At 65.1% G+C, this 17,462-nt stretch carries 19 protein-coding genes; 6 read left to right on the top strand and 13 right to left on the bottom strand.

The genetic code is table 11. The annotated features are described in order from the left end of the window. Positions 1-182 precede the first annotated feature (182 nt). The 9 genes from HOP59_RS02955 to HOP59_RS02915 all read right to left on the bottom strand — a co-directional run bounded on the left by HOP59_RS02955 (position 183) and on the right by HOP59_RS02915 (position 7,792). On the bottom strand, positions 183-1,487 hold the full coding sequence (locus HOP59_RS02955) for a lytic murein transglycosylase (protein ID WP_010629637.1): 1,305 nt from the start codon (positions 1,485-1,487) through the stop codon (positions 183-185). A gap of 111 nt (positions 1,488-1,598) precedes the next feature. Further along, on the bottom strand, positions 1,599-2,003 hold the full coding sequence (mnhG, locus tag HOP59_RS02950) for a monovalent cation/H(+) antiporter subunit G (RefSeq protein ID WP_010629638.1): 405 nt from the start codon (positions 2,001-2,003) through the stop codon (positions 1,599-1,601). Further along, complete coding sequence (locus HOP59_RS02945; RefSeq protein ID WP_010629639.1) at positions 1,996-2,265, bottom strand: MrpF/PhaF family protein; 270 nt, start codon at positions 2,263-2,265, stop codon at positions 1,996-1,998. Before HOP59_RS02945 ends, mnhG begins: the two co-directional genes overlap by 8 nt. Before the next feature lie 27 nt (positions 2,266-2,292). Beyond that, the gene (locus HOP59_RS02940; protein WP_010629640.1) at positions 2,293-2,766 is read right to left on the bottom strand and encodes a Na+/H+ antiporter subunit E; all 474 of its coding nucleotides are present in this window, start codon (positions 2,764-2,766) and stop codon (positions 2,293-2,295) included. Beyond that, positions 2,763-4,337 (bottom strand): Na+/H+ antiporter subunit D, encoded by a 1,575-nt coding sequence (locus HOP59_RS02935; RefSeq protein ID WP_010629641.1) that lies wholly within the window; start codon positions 4,335-4,337, stop codon positions 2,763-2,765. The genes HOP59_RS02940 and HOP59_RS02935 overlap by 4 nt, the downstream gene beginning before the upstream one ends. Next, on the bottom strand, positions 4,334-4,681 hold the full coding sequence (locus HOP59_RS02930; RefSeq protein WP_010629642.1) for a Na+/H+ antiporter subunit C: 348 nt from the start codon (positions 4,679-4,681) through the stop codon (positions 4,334-4,336). The genes HOP59_RS02935 and HOP59_RS02930 overlap by 4 nt, the downstream gene beginning before the upstream one ends. 51 nt (positions 4,682-4,732) lie before the next feature. Beyond that, positions 4,733-5,164 carry a Na+/H+ antiporter subunit B gene (locus HOP59_RS02925; protein ID WP_010629643.1) on the bottom strand — a complete coding sequence of 144 codons (432 nt, stop codon included), beginning with the start codon at positions 5,162-5,164 and terminating at the stop codon, positions 4,733-4,735. Further along, positions 5,157-7,490 (bottom strand): putative monovalent cation/H+ antiporter subunit A, encoded by a 2,334-nt coding sequence (locus HOP59_RS02920; protein WP_010629644.1) that lies wholly within the window; start codon positions 7,488-7,490, stop codon positions 5,157-5,159. The genes HOP59_RS02925 and HOP59_RS02920 overlap by 8 nt, the downstream gene beginning before the upstream one ends. A gap of 23 nt (positions 7,491-7,513) precedes the next feature. Beyond that, positions 7,514-7,792, bottom strand: a complete 279-nt coding sequence (locus HOP59_RS02915; RefSeq protein WP_141638676.1) for a hypothetical protein — start codon at positions 7,790-7,792, stop codon at positions 7,514-7,516. Between the two features lie 144 nt (positions 7,793-7,936). On the opposite strand from HOP59_RS02915, the gene HOP59_RS02910 reads away from it, so the two are divergent. Genes HOP59_RS02910 through HOP59_RS02885 form a run of 6 tightly spaced genes read left to right on the top strand, consistent with a single transcriptional unit; the run spans position 7,937 to position 13,846 of the window. Continuing rightward, a complete protein-coding gene (locus HOP59_RS02910; protein WP_234252738.1) occupies positions 7,937-10,747 on the top strand; it encodes a monovalent cation/H+ antiporter subunit A in 2,811 nt (936 codons plus the stop codon). Continuing rightward, positions 10,747-11,091 carry a Na+/H+ antiporter subunit C gene (locus HOP59_RS02905; protein ID WP_010629646.1) on the top strand — a complete coding sequence of 115 codons (345 nt, stop codon included), beginning with the start codon at positions 10,747-10,749 and terminating at the stop codon, positions 11,089-11,091. Before HOP59_RS02910 ends, HOP59_RS02905 begins: the two co-directional genes overlap by 1 nt. Further along, positions 11,088-12,644, top strand: a complete 1,557-nt coding sequence (locus HOP59_RS02900) for a monovalent cation/H+ antiporter subunit D (protein ID WP_010629647.1) — start codon at positions 11,088-11,090, stop codon at positions 12,642-12,644. Before HOP59_RS02905 ends, HOP59_RS02900 begins: the two co-directional genes overlap by 4 nt. Beyond that, complete coding sequence (locus HOP59_RS02895) at positions 12,641-13,138, top strand: Na+/H+ antiporter subunit E (protein WP_010629648.1); 498 nt, start codon at positions 12,641-12,643, stop codon at positions 13,136-13,138. Before HOP59_RS02900 ends, HOP59_RS02895 begins: the two co-directional genes overlap by 4 nt. Continuing rightward, entirely contained in the window at positions 13,132-13,401 is a 270-nt protein-coding gene (locus HOP59_RS02890; RefSeq protein WP_010629649.1) for a K+/H+ antiporter subunit F, read from the top strand. Before HOP59_RS02895 ends, HOP59_RS02890 begins: the two co-directional genes overlap by 7 nt. Before the next feature lie 10 nt (positions 13,402-13,411). Continuing rightward, positions 13,412-13,846, top strand: a complete 435-nt coding sequence (locus tag HOP59_RS02885) for a Na+/H+ antiporter subunit G (protein WP_010629650.1) — start codon at positions 13,412-13,414, stop codon at positions 13,844-13,846. Positions 13,847-13,887: 41 nt separating this feature from the next. Here HOP59_RS02885 and hemH read toward each other — a convergent pair whose 3' ends face one another. From hemH to dnaB, 4 genes are all read right to left on the bottom strand, one after another. After that, complete coding sequence (gene hemH, locus HOP59_RS02880; RefSeq protein WP_010629651.1) at positions 13,888-14,961, bottom strand: ferrochelatase; 1,074 nt, start codon at positions 14,959-14,961, stop codon at positions 13,888-13,890. 141 nt (positions 14,962-15,102) lie between these two features. After that, positions 15,103-15,405: a DUF6482 family protein gene (locus tag HOP59_RS02875; RefSeq protein WP_026038265.1), complete on the bottom strand. Its 303-nt coding sequence runs from the start codon at positions 15,403-15,405 to the stop codon at positions 15,103-15,105. A 157-nt stretch (positions 15,406-15,562) separates the two neighbouring features. After that, a complete protein-coding gene (locus tag HOP59_RS02870) occupies positions 15,563-15,856 on the bottom strand; it encodes a hypothetical protein (RefSeq protein WP_010629653.1) in 294 nt (97 codons plus the stop codon). Positions 15,857-15,933: 77 nt separating this feature from the next. Further along, positions 15,934-17,322 carry a replicative DNA helicase gene (dnaB, locus tag HOP59_RS02865; RefSeq protein WP_010629654.1) on the bottom strand — a complete coding sequence of 463 codons (1,389 nt, stop codon included), beginning with the start codon at positions 17,320-17,322 and terminating at the stop codon, positions 15,934-15,936. Between the last annotated feature and the right edge of the window lie 140 nt (positions 17,323-17,462).

The raw sequence follows: 17,462 nt of genomic DNA, 5'->3' as shown, positions 1-17,462 counted from the left end.
CGCGGTGCGCGGAATCCTCACCTATACCCCATAGGCTCCGGTTCCTGTGCTCCGTGCGCCTTGCGCTTCATCTCGCTCGCCGATTTGTTCAGCGTTTCCTGAAGCCCGCAGCTTGTTAAGCGCCTCATCTTGCCATAACTGGCGCCCCGCTCTGGCTCACCGGTCAGAGCGGGGTCACCGGTTCAACGCTGCAGCCGCTGCAGCAAGCTCAAGGTCGCGAAGCCGTCCGGCGTGACGCCGATGCTGCGCTGGTAATCGCGCAGGCCGCGCCGGGTATTCGGCCCCATCACACCATCAGGCGCACCGACATCGAAGCCACGGGCATTGAGCGCCTGCTGCATCTCACGTACCTGACTGCGCGAGAGCGGCTGCTCGTCGCGCGGCCAGTCACTGCGGATACCATCTCGTTCCGCGATCCTGTCGGCCAGGGTGCCCACTGCCAAGGCATAGCTGGTGGCGTTGTTGTAGCGCAGGATGGCACGGTAGTTGGGACCCACCAGGAAGGCCGGCCCTTGGGCGCCCGCCGGGGCCAGCACTGAGGCCTGGTCGAAGGCCGGCAGGCTGCCACCGCCGAGACGGCTTACCCCCTGTGCCGCCCACTCCTGGCTCGAACGCCGCGTGGTAAGTTCGGTCTGGGCATAGTCGAAATCACTCGGCAGCCGCACCTCGACGAACCAGGGCTGGCCGGGCTGCCAACCCGCCCGCGCCAGGTAGTTGGCGGTAGAAGCCATCACGTCCGGGATGCTGCCCCAGATATCACGGCGACCGTCGCCGTCACCATCCACCGCGTAAGCCTCGAAGCTGGAAGGAATGAACTGGGTGTGGCCCATGGCGCCGGCCCAGGAGCCGACCATGCGCTCGGGTGCAATGTCGCCGGCCTCGATGATGCGCAGCGCGGCCAGCAATTCACCGCGAGCGAAATCGCTGCGCCGGCCGTCGAAGGCCAGGGTCGCCAGCGCTTCCAGGGTAGAAAAATCGCCAAAATTGCCGCCGTAGTTGCTCTCGATGCCCCAGATCGCCACGATGATTTCGGCCGGCACGCCGTAACGCTGCTCCATGCGCCGAGCCGTGTCGCGATGCTCGGCCAGCTTGGCCCGCCCCTGGCTCACACGCGCCTGGGAAACGGCCGTCTCGAGATACTGCCAGATGGGACGTACGAACTCTGGCTGGGAACGGTCGAGTTCGATGACACGCGGCCGGTAACGCACACCATCCAGCGCCCGCGACAGGGTCGCCTCGCTGATGCCCTCCGCCCGAGCCTGACGACGGAAGTCGCGCAGCCAGGCCTGGAAGTCGGCAGGTGGGGCGGGCTCCGCCTCGCTGCGGGCAGGTGCGGTGGCATTGCTGGATGCCGAAGCGGCACTCGAATCGGCAGCGCTCGGCGGGCGCTCGTCGGCCGCCGCCTCCTGCACGGGCGTGATGGAGCCGGATTGACACCCGGCAAGAGCCAGGGTGAGTAGAGCGACTGGGAACAGAGGACGAATCATGGCGCGGTATTCCTTTCACGTCGAAGGCCACCGATAATGGCGCAGAAGCGGTCTTCAGACCAGCCCTGCCGCACGCGGAAAGCGTCGCTTTGTGTAACCGCGTGCCTTACCTCACTTGGGGTCGTTCTCGCGCGGCTGATGCACCGCGTTGCTATCCGTTTCCAGACCGCTCTTGAGTTCGTGAGTGAGCGGGTCGTAGTTGGGTCTGAGCTCGTCCTTCACCGTACCGCTCCACAGCTTGGAGCCGACGAAGTAGCCCGCCCGGCCGATCACGTGAGCCGCCACCGGCGCGGTCATCAACACGAAGACGATGATGGCGAAGGCCCGCGCCACCACCGCCACCTCTCCGAAATGCACGGCCACCGCCAGCATGATCAGGATCACTCCCAGCGCCGCCGCCTTGGTGGTGGCATGCATGCGAGTGAGCAGATCGGGCAGACGCAGAATACCCAGCGCTGCCAGCAGCATGAAGATGGCACCGGTGAGGATCAGAAAGCCCTTGATGGTCTCAATCATCCCGCGGTCCTCCACGCTCCAGGAAACGGGCAAAGCCGATGGCGGCCAGAAAGCCCATCAGCGCGATCACGATGGCGGCATCCAGAAAGCTGGAGACGTCGGTGCGAATGGCATAGACGCCCACCAACCCCACCACGATGCTGGCGAACAGCTCCAGCGCCACCACTCGGTCGGGCAGGCTGGGACCTCTCACGACACGCACGAAGGCCAGGATCAGAGCGATGCCCATCAGCACCTGGCTTATCAGAATCACTGTAGCCATATCACTCCCCACTCGGCCTTGGCGTACTCAACGGAACAGCTCCAGTGCACGGTATTCCATTTCCTTGAGGTTGCGGCGCAGCTCCTCTTCATCGTCGAGGAACATGGCGTGGATGTAGAGCACCTTGCGGTCGTCGGAAACGTCCAGGCTCAAGGTGCCCGGGGTCAGCGAGATCAGGTTGGCGACCATGGTGATCTCCAGCTCGGTGCGCGCCTCGAGGGGCATGGCGATCACCCCCGGCTTCATGTGCCAGGGCGGAGTCAGGATATCGAACCCGACCCGCAGGTTGGCCTGCACCAGCTCCTTGATGAAGAAGCCGAGGAATCTGAGGATCCGCGGCACCCGCGCCGGATAGCCGGTCAGGGCGTCGACCTGCGGTTCGATCAGTACCAGGGTGATGTAGCCGAAGACCAGCCCGACCACCAGGTTGAGCCCCGAGAAGTCGCCGGAAAGGATGACCCAGGCCATCGCCAGCAGCAGGTTCCAGATAGCTCCCGTCATGGCGACACCTCCTCATCCGGCGCTTCGATCAGAGCGTCCTCGACCCCGACCTCGGCACCCAGCACCGCTTCGATATACCCCTGCGGGTTCATCAGCTGATCGCCGATCTGATTCATCATCGCCATCAGCGGCTCGGCGAGCACGCCGATCAGCAGCGCAAACAGGGCCAGCACCGCCACCGGCAGATACATCAGCCACAGACTCGGCGGCACCATGCGGCTGTCGTCACCCACCACCACCTCTTCGGGGGGTACCAGGTTGTCCTCTGGCAGGGACTTCCAGAATACCTCGTTCCAGATCTTGACCATGGAATAGAGGGTCATCAGCCCCACCAGCAGCGCCACCGCGGTCACCACATAGGCTTCCGCCTCGATGCCCGCGCGCACGATGACGAACTTGGCGAAGAAGCCCGACAGCGGCGGCACCCCGGCCAGCGAGAAGGCGGAGAGGAAGAAGGCCACCGCCAGCCAGGGACGCTCGCGATAGAGTCCGCCCATCTTCTTCAGCTCGTAGGTACCCTGCAAGCGCCGGGTAATGCCGCTGATGAGGAACAGGTTGGTCTTGACCACCATATTGTGCATCACGGCGAAGATGCCCCCGGCGATGGCCAGCGGGGTATACAGTGCCAGACCGAGAATCATGTAGCCGATCTGGCTGACGATGTGGAACGACAGGATGCGGCGGAATTCGAACTGCGCCGCAGCCCCCAGCACACCGGTGACCATGGTCAGGGCGGCGCCCCAGATCAGCAGCTCCTGGGTGTAGCCGAGGGTCTGGTCGAACAGCAGGGTGAAGAAGCGGAACAGGGCGTAGACGCCGACCTTGGTCAGCAGCCCGGCGAACAGCGCCGACACCGCCACGGGCGGCGTGTGGTAGGAAGCCGGCAGCCAGAAGAACAACGGGAACGCCGCCGCCTTGATGCCGAAGGCGACCATGAACATCACCGCCAGTACCTCGACCATGCCCTGGTGTTCGGCCACGGCCAGGCGCTGGGCGGCATCCGCCATGTTGAGCGTACCGACCATGCCGTAGAGTAGCCCCACCGCGGAGAGAAAGATCACCGAGGCCAGCAGATTGAGGGTGACGTACTTGATCGCCCCCTCCATCTGCGCCTTCTCGCCGCCGAGAATCAGCAGCGCGAAGGAGGCCACCAGCATCACTTCGAACCAGACATAGAGGTTGAACACGTCGCCGGTGAGAAAGGCGCCGGCGACGCCGGCCAGCAGCAGGTGCATCAGCGGGTAGTAGCCGAAGCGCTCGTGGCCGGGGCCGGTCGAAGCCAGCGAATAGATCGACAGTACCAGTCCCATGATACCGGTGAGCACGATCATCACCGCGCTGAGCATGTCAGCTACCAGGGTGATGCCGAAGGGAGCCTGCCAACCCCCCATCTGGATCACCACGTAACCCTCCTGGGTTACGGACACCAGCAGCCACAGCGACACGCCGAGCAGTGCGAGGTTACCGGCCACGGCAGTGAAACGCTGCATGGGACGAGAGCGCCAGAACAGCAGCGAAATGGCCCCCGACAGCAGCGGCAGAAGAACGGGAAGGGCGACTTCGGGCCTCACGTATCGGTTTCCTTCATCTTGTCCAGGTCATCGGCCTTGACGATTTCGTAGGCCCGGCGAATCAGCACCACGGCGAACGCCAACACGCCGAAGGCGATCACGATGGCGGTCAATACCACGGCCTGGGGCAAGGGGTCGGCCACCGGGCCCAACGGCGCCGCGAGCCCCTCGGGGATCAGCGGCGGCGCGCCGCGGGTCATGCCGGCAGTGGTGAAGATCAGCAGATTGGCGGCGTTGGAGAGCAGCATCAGCCCGATCACCAGCTTGACGATCGAACGCCGCAACATGAGAAAGATGGCGGCCGCATAGAGCAGGCCAACGGCCACGGCCATTACCGGTTCCATCGCGTTCCTCCCTCCGAAGTCGTGGATGAGGCACCCGCAGCGCCCACGTGCTCAAGGTTCATCCTTGTCCACCTCCATCAGCGTCATGACCATGGCCAGTACCGAGCCCAGCACGGCGAGATAGACCCCGATGTCGAAGATCAGCGGGGTCGAGGCGTAGAAATCGACGCCCGGGATCGTCCACCACTGGGCGGTGAGGAAGGGCTGATCGACGAACCAGGCGGGGAACACCGAGATCATGCCGAGCAGCAACCCCATGCCGATCAGATCGCGGGGGTCGACCATGCGCAGCACCTCGCGGGTGGCGCTGACGCCGAAGGCGAACAGGTAGAGCGTGAAGGCCCCCGCCGCCACCAGCCCGGCGATGAAACCGCCGCCGGGCTCGTCGTGGCCACGCAGCAGCAGGAACACGGAGAACAGCAGCTGCAGCGGCATCAGGATACGCGCCGCCGTGTGCAGTATCAGCGTACCGGACTTAACCATGGCTCGACTCCTTCTCCTGCGCCGTCGGCTTGGCCGGCTTCACCGGCGCCCTCAGCTTGAGCATGGCGATGACCCCGATGGCGGCCAGGGCCAGCACGAAGATCTCGCCCAAGGTATCCAGCGAGCGGTAATCGACCAGGATCACGTTGACGATGTTGCGCCCGTGGGCCAGCGGCACGCTGTTCTCGATCATGTACTCGGAGATCGGCACGAACTGGTCGATGCCCCAGGCGGTAAGGATCAACAGCGTGACCAGCACGCCCACGCTGCCCGCCACCAGCACGTCACGCACCCGCTCCAGCGGCGTCGACAGGCTGGCGAAGCGCGGCAGGCGGAACAGCACCAGCACCAGCAGGATGACCGTCAGGGTTTCCACCAGCAGCTGAGTGATACCCAGGTCCGGAGCGCTGAACAGGATGAAGGTGAGCGCGATGGAGAAGCCCATGATGCCCACCGACACCACCGCGCTGAGCCGCGAGCGGGCGACGGCGGCGAACAATGCGCCGAGCACCATCATGGCGACCACCACCACTTCGTGGAAGCGCACGTCGAGTTCGAAGGCGATCTCCAGCGGATGCCTGAGCAGCAGCGAGTTGCCCAGCAGCGCGATCAGCACCAGCACCATCACCAGGATGTAATTGCGCATGTAGCCGTTCTGCAGAATACGGGTCTGCCACTCGGACACCACCGTGATCCAGTGCATGAACGCCTCGTAGCCCGCTTCCGGGCCGCGCGCCATGACCGGATCGAGCCGTGCCAGATGAGCGCGCACGCGGTCCCAGCGCTTGAACAGCAGGTAGCCCAGCGCCAGGGTCACGATCGACATGACCAGCGGCAGATTGATGCCGTGCCACAAGGAGAGGTAGACGGTCACCGGCTCGCCCATGACCGCCGAGGCGGCTGCCGTGAGCACCCCCATGCCGGCGATCACCGGCACCACGCCGAGCAGCAGCGACAGCGCCGCCAGACAGGCCGGGCCCAGCAGCATCGACAGCGGCGCCTCGTGCGCCACCCGCGGCGTCGCCCGACGCTCGCCGAAGAACGGCCGCAGCGCGATGATCGCAGCCACGGCGATGGTCAAAAACGCCGAGACGAAGGCCAGCAGCAGCACCAGCCAGCCGAAGGTCTGCGCATCGAGGGCCGCCTCGAACATCATCTCCTTGGCGATGAAGCCGAACAGCGGTGGCGCCCCGGCCAGCGACAGCGCGGCGATGACGGCAACCACCGCCGTCACCGGCATCAGCGGTCGCAAGCCGCCCATGGCGGTGATGTCCTTGGTGCCGGTCTCGTGATCGAGGATACCGGCCACCATGAACAGCGCGCCCTTGTACAGCGAGTGGGCGAGCAGGAAGGTGACGAAGGTGATCAACGCCCCCTCGGTGCCGATACCGAGCAGCATCGTCAGGGTGCCGAGCGCCATCACCGTGGAGTAGGCCAGCATCTTCTTGATGTTGGTGTGACGGATGGCCAGGAAGGCGCCGGTGAACATGGTCAGGGCACCGACCACCGACAGAATGCCGACCCACGCCTCGGTGCCGCCGAGGCTCGGATGCAGGCGGGCCAGCAGGTAGATGCCCGCCTTGACCATGGTGGCCGAGTGCAGATAGGCCGACACCGGCGTGGGGGCGGCCATGGCATTGGGCAACCAGAAGTGGAACGGGAACTGCGCCGACTTGGTGAAGGCCGCCAGCAGCAGGCACAGCAGCATCGGCAGGTAGAGATCGTGCTCGCGCAGGTCGATGCCGCCGGCGCTGATCTCGGCCAGCGACCAGCTGCCACTGGCGTTGCCCAACAGCACCAGCCCCGCCATCAGCGCCAGCCCGCCGGCGAAGGTGACGAACAGCCCCTGACGCGCCGACTTGCGCGCCTCGATGTCGGCATGGCTGAAGCCGATCAGCAGGTAAGAGGTGATGCTGGTCAGTTCCCAGAACACGAACAGGGTCAGCAGGCCATCGGCCAACACCAGGCCCAGCATCGACACCATGAAGGCCAGGATGACGATGTGGAAGCGCACCAGATCGCGATGCCCCTTGAGATAGCCGCCCGCATAGATCAGCACGAAGGTGCCGATCACGGTGATCAGCAGCGCGAACAACAGCGCCAGGCCATCGATGACGAAGCTCAGGCTCATGCCCAGCGACGGCACCCAGTCGAGTTCGAGAAAGAGTACTTCGCCGCGCATCACCGTCGGCACCTGGCCCAGGAACCAGAGTGCCAGCGCGGCCGGAAACGCGGCCAGCACGAAGCTGGCACGCCCACCGAACCAGCGGTGCAGCAACGGCGCAAAGGCGGCCAGCACGAATCCCGATAGCACGGCTAGTTGCATCATGCAGTTCCCTTCTGTTCAGTTCATCGTCCGGACATGGCGCCTCGCCACCTCGCAGCGCCGACATCGACGGCAGAGCCTGCCGGGACGTCCGGGTATCCCCCGCACAGCGTGACGTCGCGATTAAAGAAATCCGTGCTGCGGCCGAAAAAATACGCCCAAAGGATGAGCGTCGGCAGCCGGGCCAAACCTGTATATTGCAGCGCAAAAGGATTAGACTTTGCGCCGCGGCTGGCTACGGTGAGCGTTGATTTCACGACGAAACGGCTTGCTAGTATAGCGATTTCAAAACGTTTCTTCATTACACCGTTCCCAACGACCCGGCCCTGCGCTCCTCGATCGATACCATTAGCCTGTGTGCGCGGTGCTCGGGCAGATTACGCCACGACGGATCTCTCTGTGCTGTGGTGCGACGCATCGACCGCCGCCAGAATGGACGAACCGCCATGTCGTTGCTGTGGATCCCCCTGCTTACCATTGCCGGTATCTTCGTGCCGGTGATGACCTCGCGCCACGGCCGCAAAGCCTGCGTCACCGCCACGCTGATCGCCCCGCTGCTCGCCCTCGGCCTGGTGCTGCTGCACGCCCCGGCCGTGCTCGGCGGCGACGTGGTCAGCCTACGCATACCCTGGATGCCCCTGCTGGGCCTGGATCTCGCGCTGCGGATCGACGGCCTCACACTGCTCTTCTCCCTGCTCATCCTGGGTATCGGTAGCCTGATCCTGCTGTACGCCGGCTTCTATCTCTCGGCCGAGGAGGACGACGGCCGTTTCCTCGCCTACATGATGCTGTTCATGACCGCCATGCTCGGCATCGCCATGGCCGACAACCTGATCCTGCTGTGGCTGTTCTGGGAGCTCACCAGCATCTCCTCGTTCCTGCTGATCGGCTTCTGGGGCCACCGCAGCGATGCCCGGCGTGGCGCACGCATGGCGTTGACCGTCACCGGTGCCGGCGGCCTCGCCCTGCTGGCCGGCATCCTGCTGATCGGCCAGGCGGTGGGCAGCTTCGCCATGGGTGACGTGCTGGCGGCTGGCGATCTTATCCGCGCCTCGGAGCACTATCCGCTGATCGTGGCCCTGGTGCTGCTGGGCGCCTTCACCAAGTCGGCGCAGTTCCCATTCCACTTCTGGCTGCCCCACGCCATGGCCGCCCCTACGCCCGTATCGGCGTTCCTGCACTCGGCCACCATGGTCAAGGCAGGCGTGCTGCTGATGGCGCGTCTCAACCCGGCGCTGGGCGACACCGCGCTGTGGGCGGTCAGCCTGTCGCTGGTGGGTCTGGCCACTATGCTCTACGCCGCCTGGTTCGCCCTGCTCGAGCGCGACCTCAAGGGCATTCTGGCCTTCTCCACCGTCAGCCACCTGGGCCTGATCACGCTGCTGCTGGGGCTCGGCAGTCCGCTGGCCATCGTTGCCGCCGTGTTTCACATCCTCAATCATGCCACCTTCAAGGCGGCGCTGTTCATGATGGTCGGCATCATCGACCATGAAACCGGCACCCGCGACATCGACCGGCTCGGCGCGCTGTGGTCGATGATGCCGCTGACCGGCACCATGACCATTCTGGCCGGCTCCGCCATGGCCGGTTTCCCGCCGTTCAACGGCTTCCTGTCGAAGGAGATGCTGTTCGAAGAGAGCCTGCTCAACAACCTGCTCGGCGCACTGAGCATCGTCATCCCGCTGCTGGTGGTGGTGGCTGCCATGCTCTCGGTGGCCTACTCGCTGCGGTTGATCTGGAGCCTGTTCTTCGCCGAGCCCAAACTGACCCGCGAGCAGAAAGCGCTGCCACCGATGAAGGTGCACGACCCGTCGCGGGGCATGCTGGCCCCCGGGCTGTTCCTGGCCGCCATGAGCCTGCTGGTGGGACTGTTCCCGATGACCCTGGCGGCCCCGCTGCTGCACGCGGCGAGCCTCGCCGTGCAGGGCGAGACCACCCCGGTGGTCAGCCTGGCCCTGTGGCACGGCCTCAACCTGCCGCTACTGATGAGCGTGGCTGCAGTGGCCGGCGGCGTGCTGGTGCTGCGCCAGCATCGGCGTCTGGCCGGCATCGCCGCCCTGTTCCATGAGCGCAACGCCGGGCTGATCTTCGAGGCAGCGGTGCAGCGGCTGATCAAGGCGACCCTGTGGCTGACCCTGCGCCTGGAGAACGGCTCCCTGCAGCGTTACCAGGCGCTGCTGATCCTGAGCGCCCTGGCCATGGCCGCCATCGGCCTGACCCAACTGGAGTCGCTGACCGGCGAGCGCGGCCAGCAGCCGCTCGACGGCATGCTGTTCCTCGGCGCCGGCCTGATGGTGTTCGGCGCCATCGGTAGCGCCCTGAGTCATCGCTGGCGGCTGGTGTCGCTGCTGATGCTCTCGGTGGTGGGACTGTCGGTCTCGCTGACCTTCGTGCGCTTCTCCGCTCCCGACCTGGCCCTGACCCAACTGTCGGTGGAGGTCGCCTCGATGATCCTGATGATCCTGGCGCTGTTCTTCCTGCCTCAGCGCCCACCGCTGCTGGTCTCGAGCCGACGCATTCTACGTGACCTGATACTCGCCACCTCGCTGGGTCTGGTGGTGGCCATGCTCAACTACGCCCTGTTGACCCGAGAGACCCTGACCATCGCCGACTACTTCCTGCGCGAGAGCGTGCCCGGCGGCGGCGGCACCAACGTGGTCAACGTCATCCTGGTCGACTTCCGCGGCTTCGATACCCTGGGCGAGATCACCGTGCTCACCCTGGCCGGCCTCGCCACCTTCAAGCTGCTCAACCGTCTGCGCCTGTTCATGCCCTCGGGCAACATCGAGGGTATCCGCTGGTCGCGGCATCGCTATCCGCTGATCCTGTCGGTGGTGGCCCAGATCCTGCTGCCGCTGGCGTTGCTGGTGTCGGTGTACATCTTCCTGCGTGGCCACAACCAGCCGGGCGGCGGCTTCATCGCCGGGTTGATCACCGCCACCGCGCTGATCCTGCAGTACATGGCACGCGGCCACGACTGGACCCGCGAGCGACTGCCGATCTCCTATCCGATCGTTGCCGTATCGGGGCTGGCCGTGGCGCTGGCCACGGGCCTGGGCAGTTGGCTGTTCGGCTTCCCCTTCCTGACCTCGGCCTTCGGCCATTTCCACCTGCCCGTGGTAGGAGAGTTCGAGCTGGCCACGGCGATGCTGTTCGACGTCGGCGTCTATCTCGCCGTGGTGGGTGCCGTGCTGATGATCCTGATCAACCTGGGCCGCGTCACCACGGTCAATCGCCCAACGCTGGAGGAACGCTGATGGAAGCCCTGTTCTCCCTCGTCGTCGGCGTGCTCACGGCGAGTGGCATCTATCTGCTGCTGCGCGGGCGCACCTTCCCTGTCATCGTCGGCCTGGCACTGCTCGGCTACGCGGTGAACCTGTTCCTGTTCTCCACCGGCGGGCTCAATACTCACGCAGCGGCGGTGATCGGCGACTCGATCACCCCCACCGACCCGCTACCCCAGGCCCTGGTGCTCACCGCCATCGTGATCGGCTTCGCCATGACCGCTTTCGTCGTGATCCTGGCGATCCGCGCCCGCGGCGACCTCGGCTCCGACCATGTCGACGGCCAGCAAGGCGAGGATGGAGACGCCCCACGATGAACCAGCATCTGATTTCTCTGCCCATCCTGCTGCCGATGTTCAGCGCCCTGGTGCTGCTGCTGTCGGGCAAGGCCAGCGACCGGACTCACCGTCGCCTGAGCATCGCCTTCACCACCCTGCTGGTCATCGTCACCCTGCTGCTGTTGCAGCAGGCGGCCAGCGGCGAACTGACCTTCTACGCACTGGGCAACTGGCAGGCCCCCTTCGGCATCGTGCTGATGCTCGACCGCCTCTCGGCGCTCATGCTGGGCCTGACCGCCGTGCTGGCGCTGGGCTGCGTGATCTTCGCCAGCGCCGGTGACGACGTCCGCGGCAGCAACTTCCACGGCCTCTTCCAACTGCAGCTGATGGGGTTGAACGGCGCCTTTCTCACCGGCGACATCTTCAACCTGTTCGTCTTCTTCGAGATCACGCTGCTCGCCTCCTATGCCCTGCTGATGCACGGCGGCGGCAAGGAGCGGGTCGGCGCCGGGCTGCACTACGTGATCCTCAACGTGGCCGGCTCGGCGCTGTTCCTGATCGCACTGGGCGTGCTGTATGGAGCGACCGGTACCCTCAACATGGCGGACATGGGACGTCGGGTCGCCACCATGTCCGGCGACCAGGCCGCCCTGGTCACTGCCGGCGCCCTGCTGCTGATCGTGGTGTTCAGCCTCAAGGCCGCCCTGCTGCCGCTCTACTTCTGGCTGCCGCGCACCTACTCCTCGGCACCCGCACCGGTGGCGGCGCTGTTCGCCATCATGACAAAGCTCGGCCTCTACGCCATTCTCCGCGTGCACAGCCTGATCTTTGCCGACAGCGACGCCGAATCCGCCATACAGGGCTGGCTGTGGTGGTCGGGGCTGGCCACCATCCTGCTGGCCGCCATCGGTGTACTGGCGGCCCGCGACCTGCGCCCCCTGGTGGCCTACCTGGTGCTGATCTCGGTAGGCACCCTGCTGGCGGCCGCCAGCCTGGGTACCACCGCTGCCACAACCGCCCTGCTCTACTACCTGCCCCACACCACGCTGATCTGCGGCGTGCTGTTCTTGATCGCCGAGCTGATCGGTCAGCAGCGCGGCAAGGCCGGTACGCGTCTGGTGCGCGCCCGCCGGTTGCACCAGCGCTACCTGCTCGGCGGTCTGTTCCTGGCCGCAGCGGTCGGCGTGGTCGGTCTGCCCCCGCTGGCCGGCTCCCTGGCTAAGCTGCTGCTGATGCAGGCCGCAGAGGGCAGCGCCCGGCTATGGCTGTGGCCGCTGCTGCTGCTGGCCGGCCTGAGCGCCCTGATCGCCATGTCGCGGGCGGGGTCGGTATTCTTCTGGGCCAGCTACAAAGGCGAGGTGGCCTCCGGCAAGGTCACCCGCCCCCAGCTCGTCGGCGTGATCTGGCTGCTGGCCAGCGCTCCCCTGCTGGTCGTCTTCGCCGGGCCCATCAGCCACTACGCCCAAGCCACCGCGGAGCAGCTGGCCATGCCCCAGGTCGTGATTCAGCAGTTGCTGAGCGACGAACCGACCCGGGATCTGGTGCAGTCTCGCCAGCCGCTCCATGACGAGACGCAGGGAGACACGCTATGAAGGCCATGGGACGTTTCCTGCCCACCCCCACCCTGTCGCTGGTGCTGCTGGTGGTATGGCTGTTGATGGTGCGCAGCATCGCACCCGGCCAGCTGCTGCTCGGCACGGTGCTGGCCGTGGGCATTCCGCTGTTGACGCAGGGTTTCTGGGAGCCGCTGCCGCGGGTCAAGCATCCGCTCAAACTGGTCTGGTTCGTGCTCGTGGTGATGTGGGACATCGTCAAGGCCAACGTGCATGTCAGCCTGCTGATCCTGCTGCCGCGGCGCGAACCGCACCCGGGCTTCGTCGAGTACCCGCTGGAGGTGAAGGACCGCCTGGCCATCACCCTGCTGGCCAACACCATCACCATGACGCCGGGCACGGTATCGACCAACATCCGTCTCGACGGCTCTTCGCTGCTGATCCATGTCCTCGACCTCGACGACGAACAGGCCCTGATCCGCGAGATCCGCGATCGCTACGAGCGCCCGCTCAAGGAGATCTTCGAATGCTAGACACAGCCTTGCTGATCAGCCTGACGCTCATCGTGCTGGCCATGGCCATGAACGTCTATCGCCTGGCCATCGGCCCGGACGTACCCGACCGTCTGCTGGCCCTCGATACGCTCTACGTCAACTCGATCGCCCTGATCGTGCTGCTGGGGCTGTGGCTCAACACCAAGACCTACTTCGAGGCGGCGATCCTGATCGCCATGCTTGGGTTCATCGGCACCATGGCCGTTTGCCGCTATCTGCTGCGCGGCGACATCATCGAATAGGGGACACCACATGACCTTCTACGTCATTGCCGAAGGTGTGATCGCCTTCCTGCTGATAGCCGGCGGGGTGTTCGCTTTCACCGGCTCGCTGGGGATGCTGCAGTTCAAGGACTTTTTCATGCGCCTGCACGGCCCCACCAAGGGCACCACGCTGGGCATCGGCTGTGTGCTGATCGCCTCGATGATCTACTTCACCATCACCCAGCGCGAGCTGCACGTGCAGGAGCTGCTGATCACCCTGTTTCTGTTCATCACCGCCCCGGTGACGGGGCACATGCTGGCCAAGACCGGGCTGCACATGCACCTGCGCTTCACCACCGGCACCCGCGGCTCGGTGCCGGAGTTCCGCGACGAGGACGTGGGCCAGAGCCGGGTGGCGCGTCCGGCCCGCGCCAAACATCCCTGGAAGTATCGCAAGCAGAAGCGTTCGCGCCTGTTCCGCTGAAACGAGAGCCGATCAGGTGGCCTGATCGGCTCTCTCCCGCTTCACGCCCAGCCGCCCAGCTCGTTGTCGATGATCGCCAGCAACGCCTGGATATGATCGTCGCGGTCGTTGAGACAGGGAATGTAGGTGAAACGCTCTCCCCCCGCGGCGAGGAAGCTGTCGCGAATCTCCTCGTTGATCTCCTCCAGGGTCTCGACACAGTCGGCGGAGAAGGCCGGGGAAATCACCGCAATGTGTTTCCTGCCCTGGCGCGCCAGCTCGGCCACGTGGTCGACGGTCTGCGGGCCGACCCACTCCTCGGGGCCGAACTGCGACTGAAAGGCGGTCTGAATCTCGCCCTCCGCCCAGCCAAGCCGTTCGCGCAGCAGTCGCGTGGTCTTCTGGCACTGGCAGTGGTAGGGGTCGCCCTCGAGCAGAAAGCGCTTGGGCACGCCGTGGTACGAGGCCACCAGCACTTCCGGTGCCGACTCGGCCGCGGCGTAGGCCTCACGCACCGAGTTGCTCAGCGCCTCGAGATAGGCCGGGTGCTCGAAGTAGGCCGGCACGGTACGAATCGCCGGCTGCCACTTGAGCTTCATCAGGGTGCGGAAGGCGTGGTCGTTGGCCGTGGCCGTGGTCGGCGAGGCGTATTGCGGATAGAGCGGAAAGAACAGGATGCGCTCGCAGCCCTCGGCCTGCAGGCGCCGCAGCACGCTGTCCGTGGAAGGGTTACCGTAGCGCATGCAGAAGTCCACCAGCACCTGCTCGCCATGCCGCGCCTTCAGCCCCTCGGCCACCTTGCGCGTCTGGTCACGGGTGATGGTCAGCAGCGGACTCTCGTTCTTCTCGGTGTTCCAGATGCCGCGATAGGCCTCGCCCGACTTGAATGGCCGGCGCGAAAGAATGATCAGCTGCAGCAGCGGCTGCCACTTCCAACTGGGATAGTCGACTACTCGTTTGTCGGAGAGAAACTCACTCAGATAGCGCCGCATCGACCAGTAATCGGTGGCATCCGGCGTGCCCAGGTTGACCAGCACCACACCTACCCTGGGCCGGGCCACCGCGGGATGATCCGCCGGAGCATGAGTCGGACGTTGACGCTCCGGCGAGCCCGATACCTCTTGCGATGCGACCATGCGCTGCGCTCCTCGTGACGTAAGTTCAAGGAGCGCCATTGTATCAGGCAAGGTTTGTCAGGGGCATCGAGTTATACTATGAAGTCGATTTGTATAACTTGGATCAAGGTTATTGCTCGACCAGACTTACTCAGGCCAGGCCTAGAAGACCAGCGGCATGCGCGACGTCAGCGGGTCGTGATAGTGCGCCTCGCGACCGATGACTTCGTCTTGCGGCACATGCTGGACCAGGAAGGCCCGGTGGATGCCGGCACGCTGCAGCTCCAGGTAAACGTCCTCGAGAGAACGGAATACCATGGGCTTGCCACGCCGTGTCAGCATGTGGCGTACGCCCTCCACGTCCTCGAGTTCCACCTGGTAGCAGTGGCTGCCGGAATGGGTGATGACGCGCACTTCGAAATTGTCATGGCGCGCGACGAATTGCTTCAGTTGTTCGAATTCCATGGCTCCCTCCATGTCCTGTTTCGTTCCGTTGGGGTCGCTGGATAGACATCGGGCACAGCATGACTGTGCCCGATATCAATCGCATGACGCTAACGTATCGAAATTATGACAGTGAAGCCGTGGCCAGGTTCCACAGGCGCTCACCTGCGCGAGGCGGCTACTGGTACTCCGAAGGATCGATGGCCTTGGCCAGGGAGTTGCGGTCGACCCATTTGCCCGCCTTGGTCTCCTTGTAGCGAAACACCACGCGGTCACCTACCGCGACGGTGAGTTCGGCATCCTCGGTCTGGTAGCTGTAGGCCTCACCGTCGACGACCAGATGAAAGCGATAGAGATCCGGCATGCCGAGCCACTCCTTGAACGGCCCCTCGCGCTCCAGCGACTCGATGATACCGCGGGCTTCCAGCTTGGGGGGGCGCTGACGCTTGCCGCGTCGAAATCCGCCTGCCATGGGTCACTCCTCGAAAACGACTGTCGGGGGCTCGGCATTATACGGGGCCGCGCCGCTGGCTCAAGCGCTGCTGCGCTTCACTCGCCGAAAGCGTCGCCGTAGCTATCCGGCGCCAGATCCTCGAAGCGGGTGTACCTGCCGATGAAGGCCATGTGCACCGTGCCGATGGGACCGTTACGCTGCTTGCCGATGATCAGCTCAGCCAGGCCCTGGTTGTCGGGGTTATCCGGATTGTAGACTTCGTCACGATAGACGAAGGCGATCACGTCGGCATCCTGCTCGATGGCGCCGGACTCGCGCAGGTCCGACATCACCGGACGCTTGTTGGGACGCTGCTCCAGCGAGCGGTTGAGCTGGGAGAGCGCCACCACCGGGCAGCCGAACTCCTTGGCCATGCCCTTGAGCGAGCGAGAGATCTCTGAGATCTCGCCAGTGCGGTTCTCGGAGAAGCCGGGGATCTGCATCAGCTGCAGGTAGTCGATCATGACCAGGGCCAGGTTGCCGTGCTCGCGCACCACCCGGCGGATGCGCGAGCGCATCTCGTTGGGCGACAGCGCCGCGGTATCGTCGATGAACAGCTGCTTGTCCTTGAGCAGGTTGACCGCCGAGGTCAGCCGCGGCCAGTCCTCGTCCTCGAGCTGACCGGTACGCACCCGGGTCTGGTCGATGCGTCCCAGCGACGACAGCATACGCAGCATCAGCGATTCGGCGGGCATCTCCATGGAGAACACCATCACCGGGCGGTCGCTGGCGATCACGGCGTGTTCGACCAGGTTCATGGCGAAGGTGGTCTTACCCATGGAGGGGCGGCCCGCGATGATCACCAGGTCGGAGGGCTGCAGGCCCGAGGTCATCTCGTCGAGATCGCGGAAACCGGTGGAGAGACCGGTCATCTCGCCCTTCATGTTGAACAGCTCGTCGATGCGATCCACCGCCTTGGCCAACAGCTCGCTCATGCCGATGGGGCCGCCCGACTTGGGGCGCTCCTCGCTGATCTGGAACACCAGCCGCTCGGCCTCGTCGAGCAGCTCGTCGGCGGGACGCCCCTGGGGGCTAAAGGCGCCGTCGGCGATCTGGCTGGCGGCACGAATCAGCTTGCGCAGCGTGGCCCGCTCGCGAACGATGTCGGCATAGGCGCGGATGTTGCTCGCCGAGGGGGTGTTGCGCGCCAGCTCGGCGAGATAGGCGAGCCCGCCCACGGTATCGAGCTGGTCGCGCCCCTCCAGCGCCTCGGAGAGCGTGACCACGTCCAACGGCTTGGATGCCTCGGCAAGCCCGGTCATGGCATTGAAGATCAGGCGGTGCTCATAGCGGTAGAAGTCGTCGGCCACCAGACGGTCGGCGACGTTGTCCCAGGCCTGGTTGTCGAGCATCAGGCCGCCCAGCACCGACTGCTCCGCTTCGAGCGAGTGCGGCGGCACCTTGAGCGCAGCGGTTTCCTGATCGAGCTCGAGCGTGTCGTTCATGGTGCGGCAACCTTGAGGGGAACGGGCCGTGCCATTCTACCCGATGCCCGTTGCCCACCCCACCTTTCGAAATGACAAAAACCGCGACCGATAACGGTCGCGGCAAGGGTTCGAAACAGCGTGCGAGCAACGGGATTGCG

The organism is Billgrantia aerodenitrificans (genome assembly GCF_021404405.1).
Classification (GTDB): domain Bacteria; phylum Pseudomonadota; class Gammaproteobacteria; order Pseudomonadales; family Halomonadaceae; genus Halomonas; species Halomonas aerodenitrificans.
Note: the sequence above shows the minus strand (reverse complement) of the source record. Positions and strands in the feature narration are given on the sequence as shown.

Bases quoted from the DNA above. Each gene is read 5' to 3' on its own strand.
- HOP59_RS02955 (WP_010629637.1), bottom strand. From the start codon at position 1,487: ATGATTCGTCCTCTGTTCCCAGTCGCTCTACTCACCCTGGCTCTTGCC.
- mnhG (WP_010629638.1), bottom strand. From the start codon at position 2,003: ATGATTGAGACCATCAAGGGCTTTCTGATCCTCACCGGTGCCATCTTC.
- HOP59_RS02945 (WP_010629639.1), bottom strand. From the start codon at position 2,265: ATGGCTACAGTGATTCTGATAAGCCAGGTGCTGATGGGCATCGCTCTG.
- HOP59_RS02940 (WP_010629640.1), bottom strand. From the start codon at position 2,766: ATGACGGGAGCTATCTGGAACCTGCTGCTGGCGATGGCCTGGGTCATC.
- HOP59_RS02930 (WP_010629642.1), bottom strand. From the start codon at position 4,681: ATGGAACCGGTAATGGCCGTGGCCGTTGGCCTGCTCTATGCGGCCGCC.
- HOP59_RS02925 (WP_010629643.1), bottom strand. From the start codon at position 5,164: ATGGTTAAGTCCGGTACGCTGATACTGCACACGGCGGCGCGTATCCTG.
- HOP59_RS02920 (WP_010629644.1), bottom strand. From the start codon at position 7,490: ATGCAACTAGCCGTGCTATCGGGATTCGTGCTGGCCGCCTTTGCGCCG.
- HOP59_RS02915 (WP_141638676.1), bottom strand. From the start codon at position 7,792: ATGAAGAAACGTTTTGAAATCGCTATACTAGCAAGCCGTTTCGTCGTG.
- HOP59_RS02910 (WP_234252738.1), top strand. From the start codon at position 7,937: ATGTCGTTGCTGTGGATCCCCCTGCTTACCATTGCCGGTATCTTCGTG.
- HOP59_RS02905 (WP_010629646.1), top strand. From the start codon at position 10,747: ATGGAAGCCCTGTTCTCCCTCGTCGTCGGCGTGCTCACGGCGAGTGGC.
- HOP59_RS02900 (WP_010629647.1), top strand. From the start codon at position 11,088: ATGAACCAGCATCTGATTTCTCTGCCCATCCTGCTGCCGATGTTCAGC.
- HOP59_RS02895 (WP_010629648.1), top strand. From the start codon at position 12,641: ATGAAGGCCATGGGACGTTTCCTGCCCACCCCCACCCTGTCGCTGGTG.
- HOP59_RS02890 (WP_010629649.1), top strand. From the start codon at position 13,132: ATGCTAGACACAGCCTTGCTGATCAGCCTGACGCTCATCGTGCTGGCC.
- HOP59_RS02885 (WP_010629650.1), top strand. From the start codon at position 13,412: ATGACCTTCTACGTCATTGCCGAAGGTGTGATCGCCTTCCTGCTGATA.
- hemH (WP_010629651.1), bottom strand. From the start codon at position 14,961: ATGGTCGCATCGCAAGAGGTATCGGGCTCGCCGGAGCGTCAACGTCCG.
- HOP59_RS02875 (WP_026038265.1), bottom strand. From the start codon at position 15,405: ATGGAATTCGAACAACTGAAGCAATTCGTCGCGCGCCATGACAATTTC.
- HOP59_RS02870 (WP_010629653.1), bottom strand. From the start codon at position 15,856: ATGGCAGGCGGATTTCGACGCGGCAAGCGTCAGCGCCCCCCCAAGCTG.
- dnaB (WP_010629654.1), bottom strand. From the start codon at position 17,322: ATGAACGACACGCTCGAGCTCGATCAGGAAACCGCTGCGCTCAAGGTG.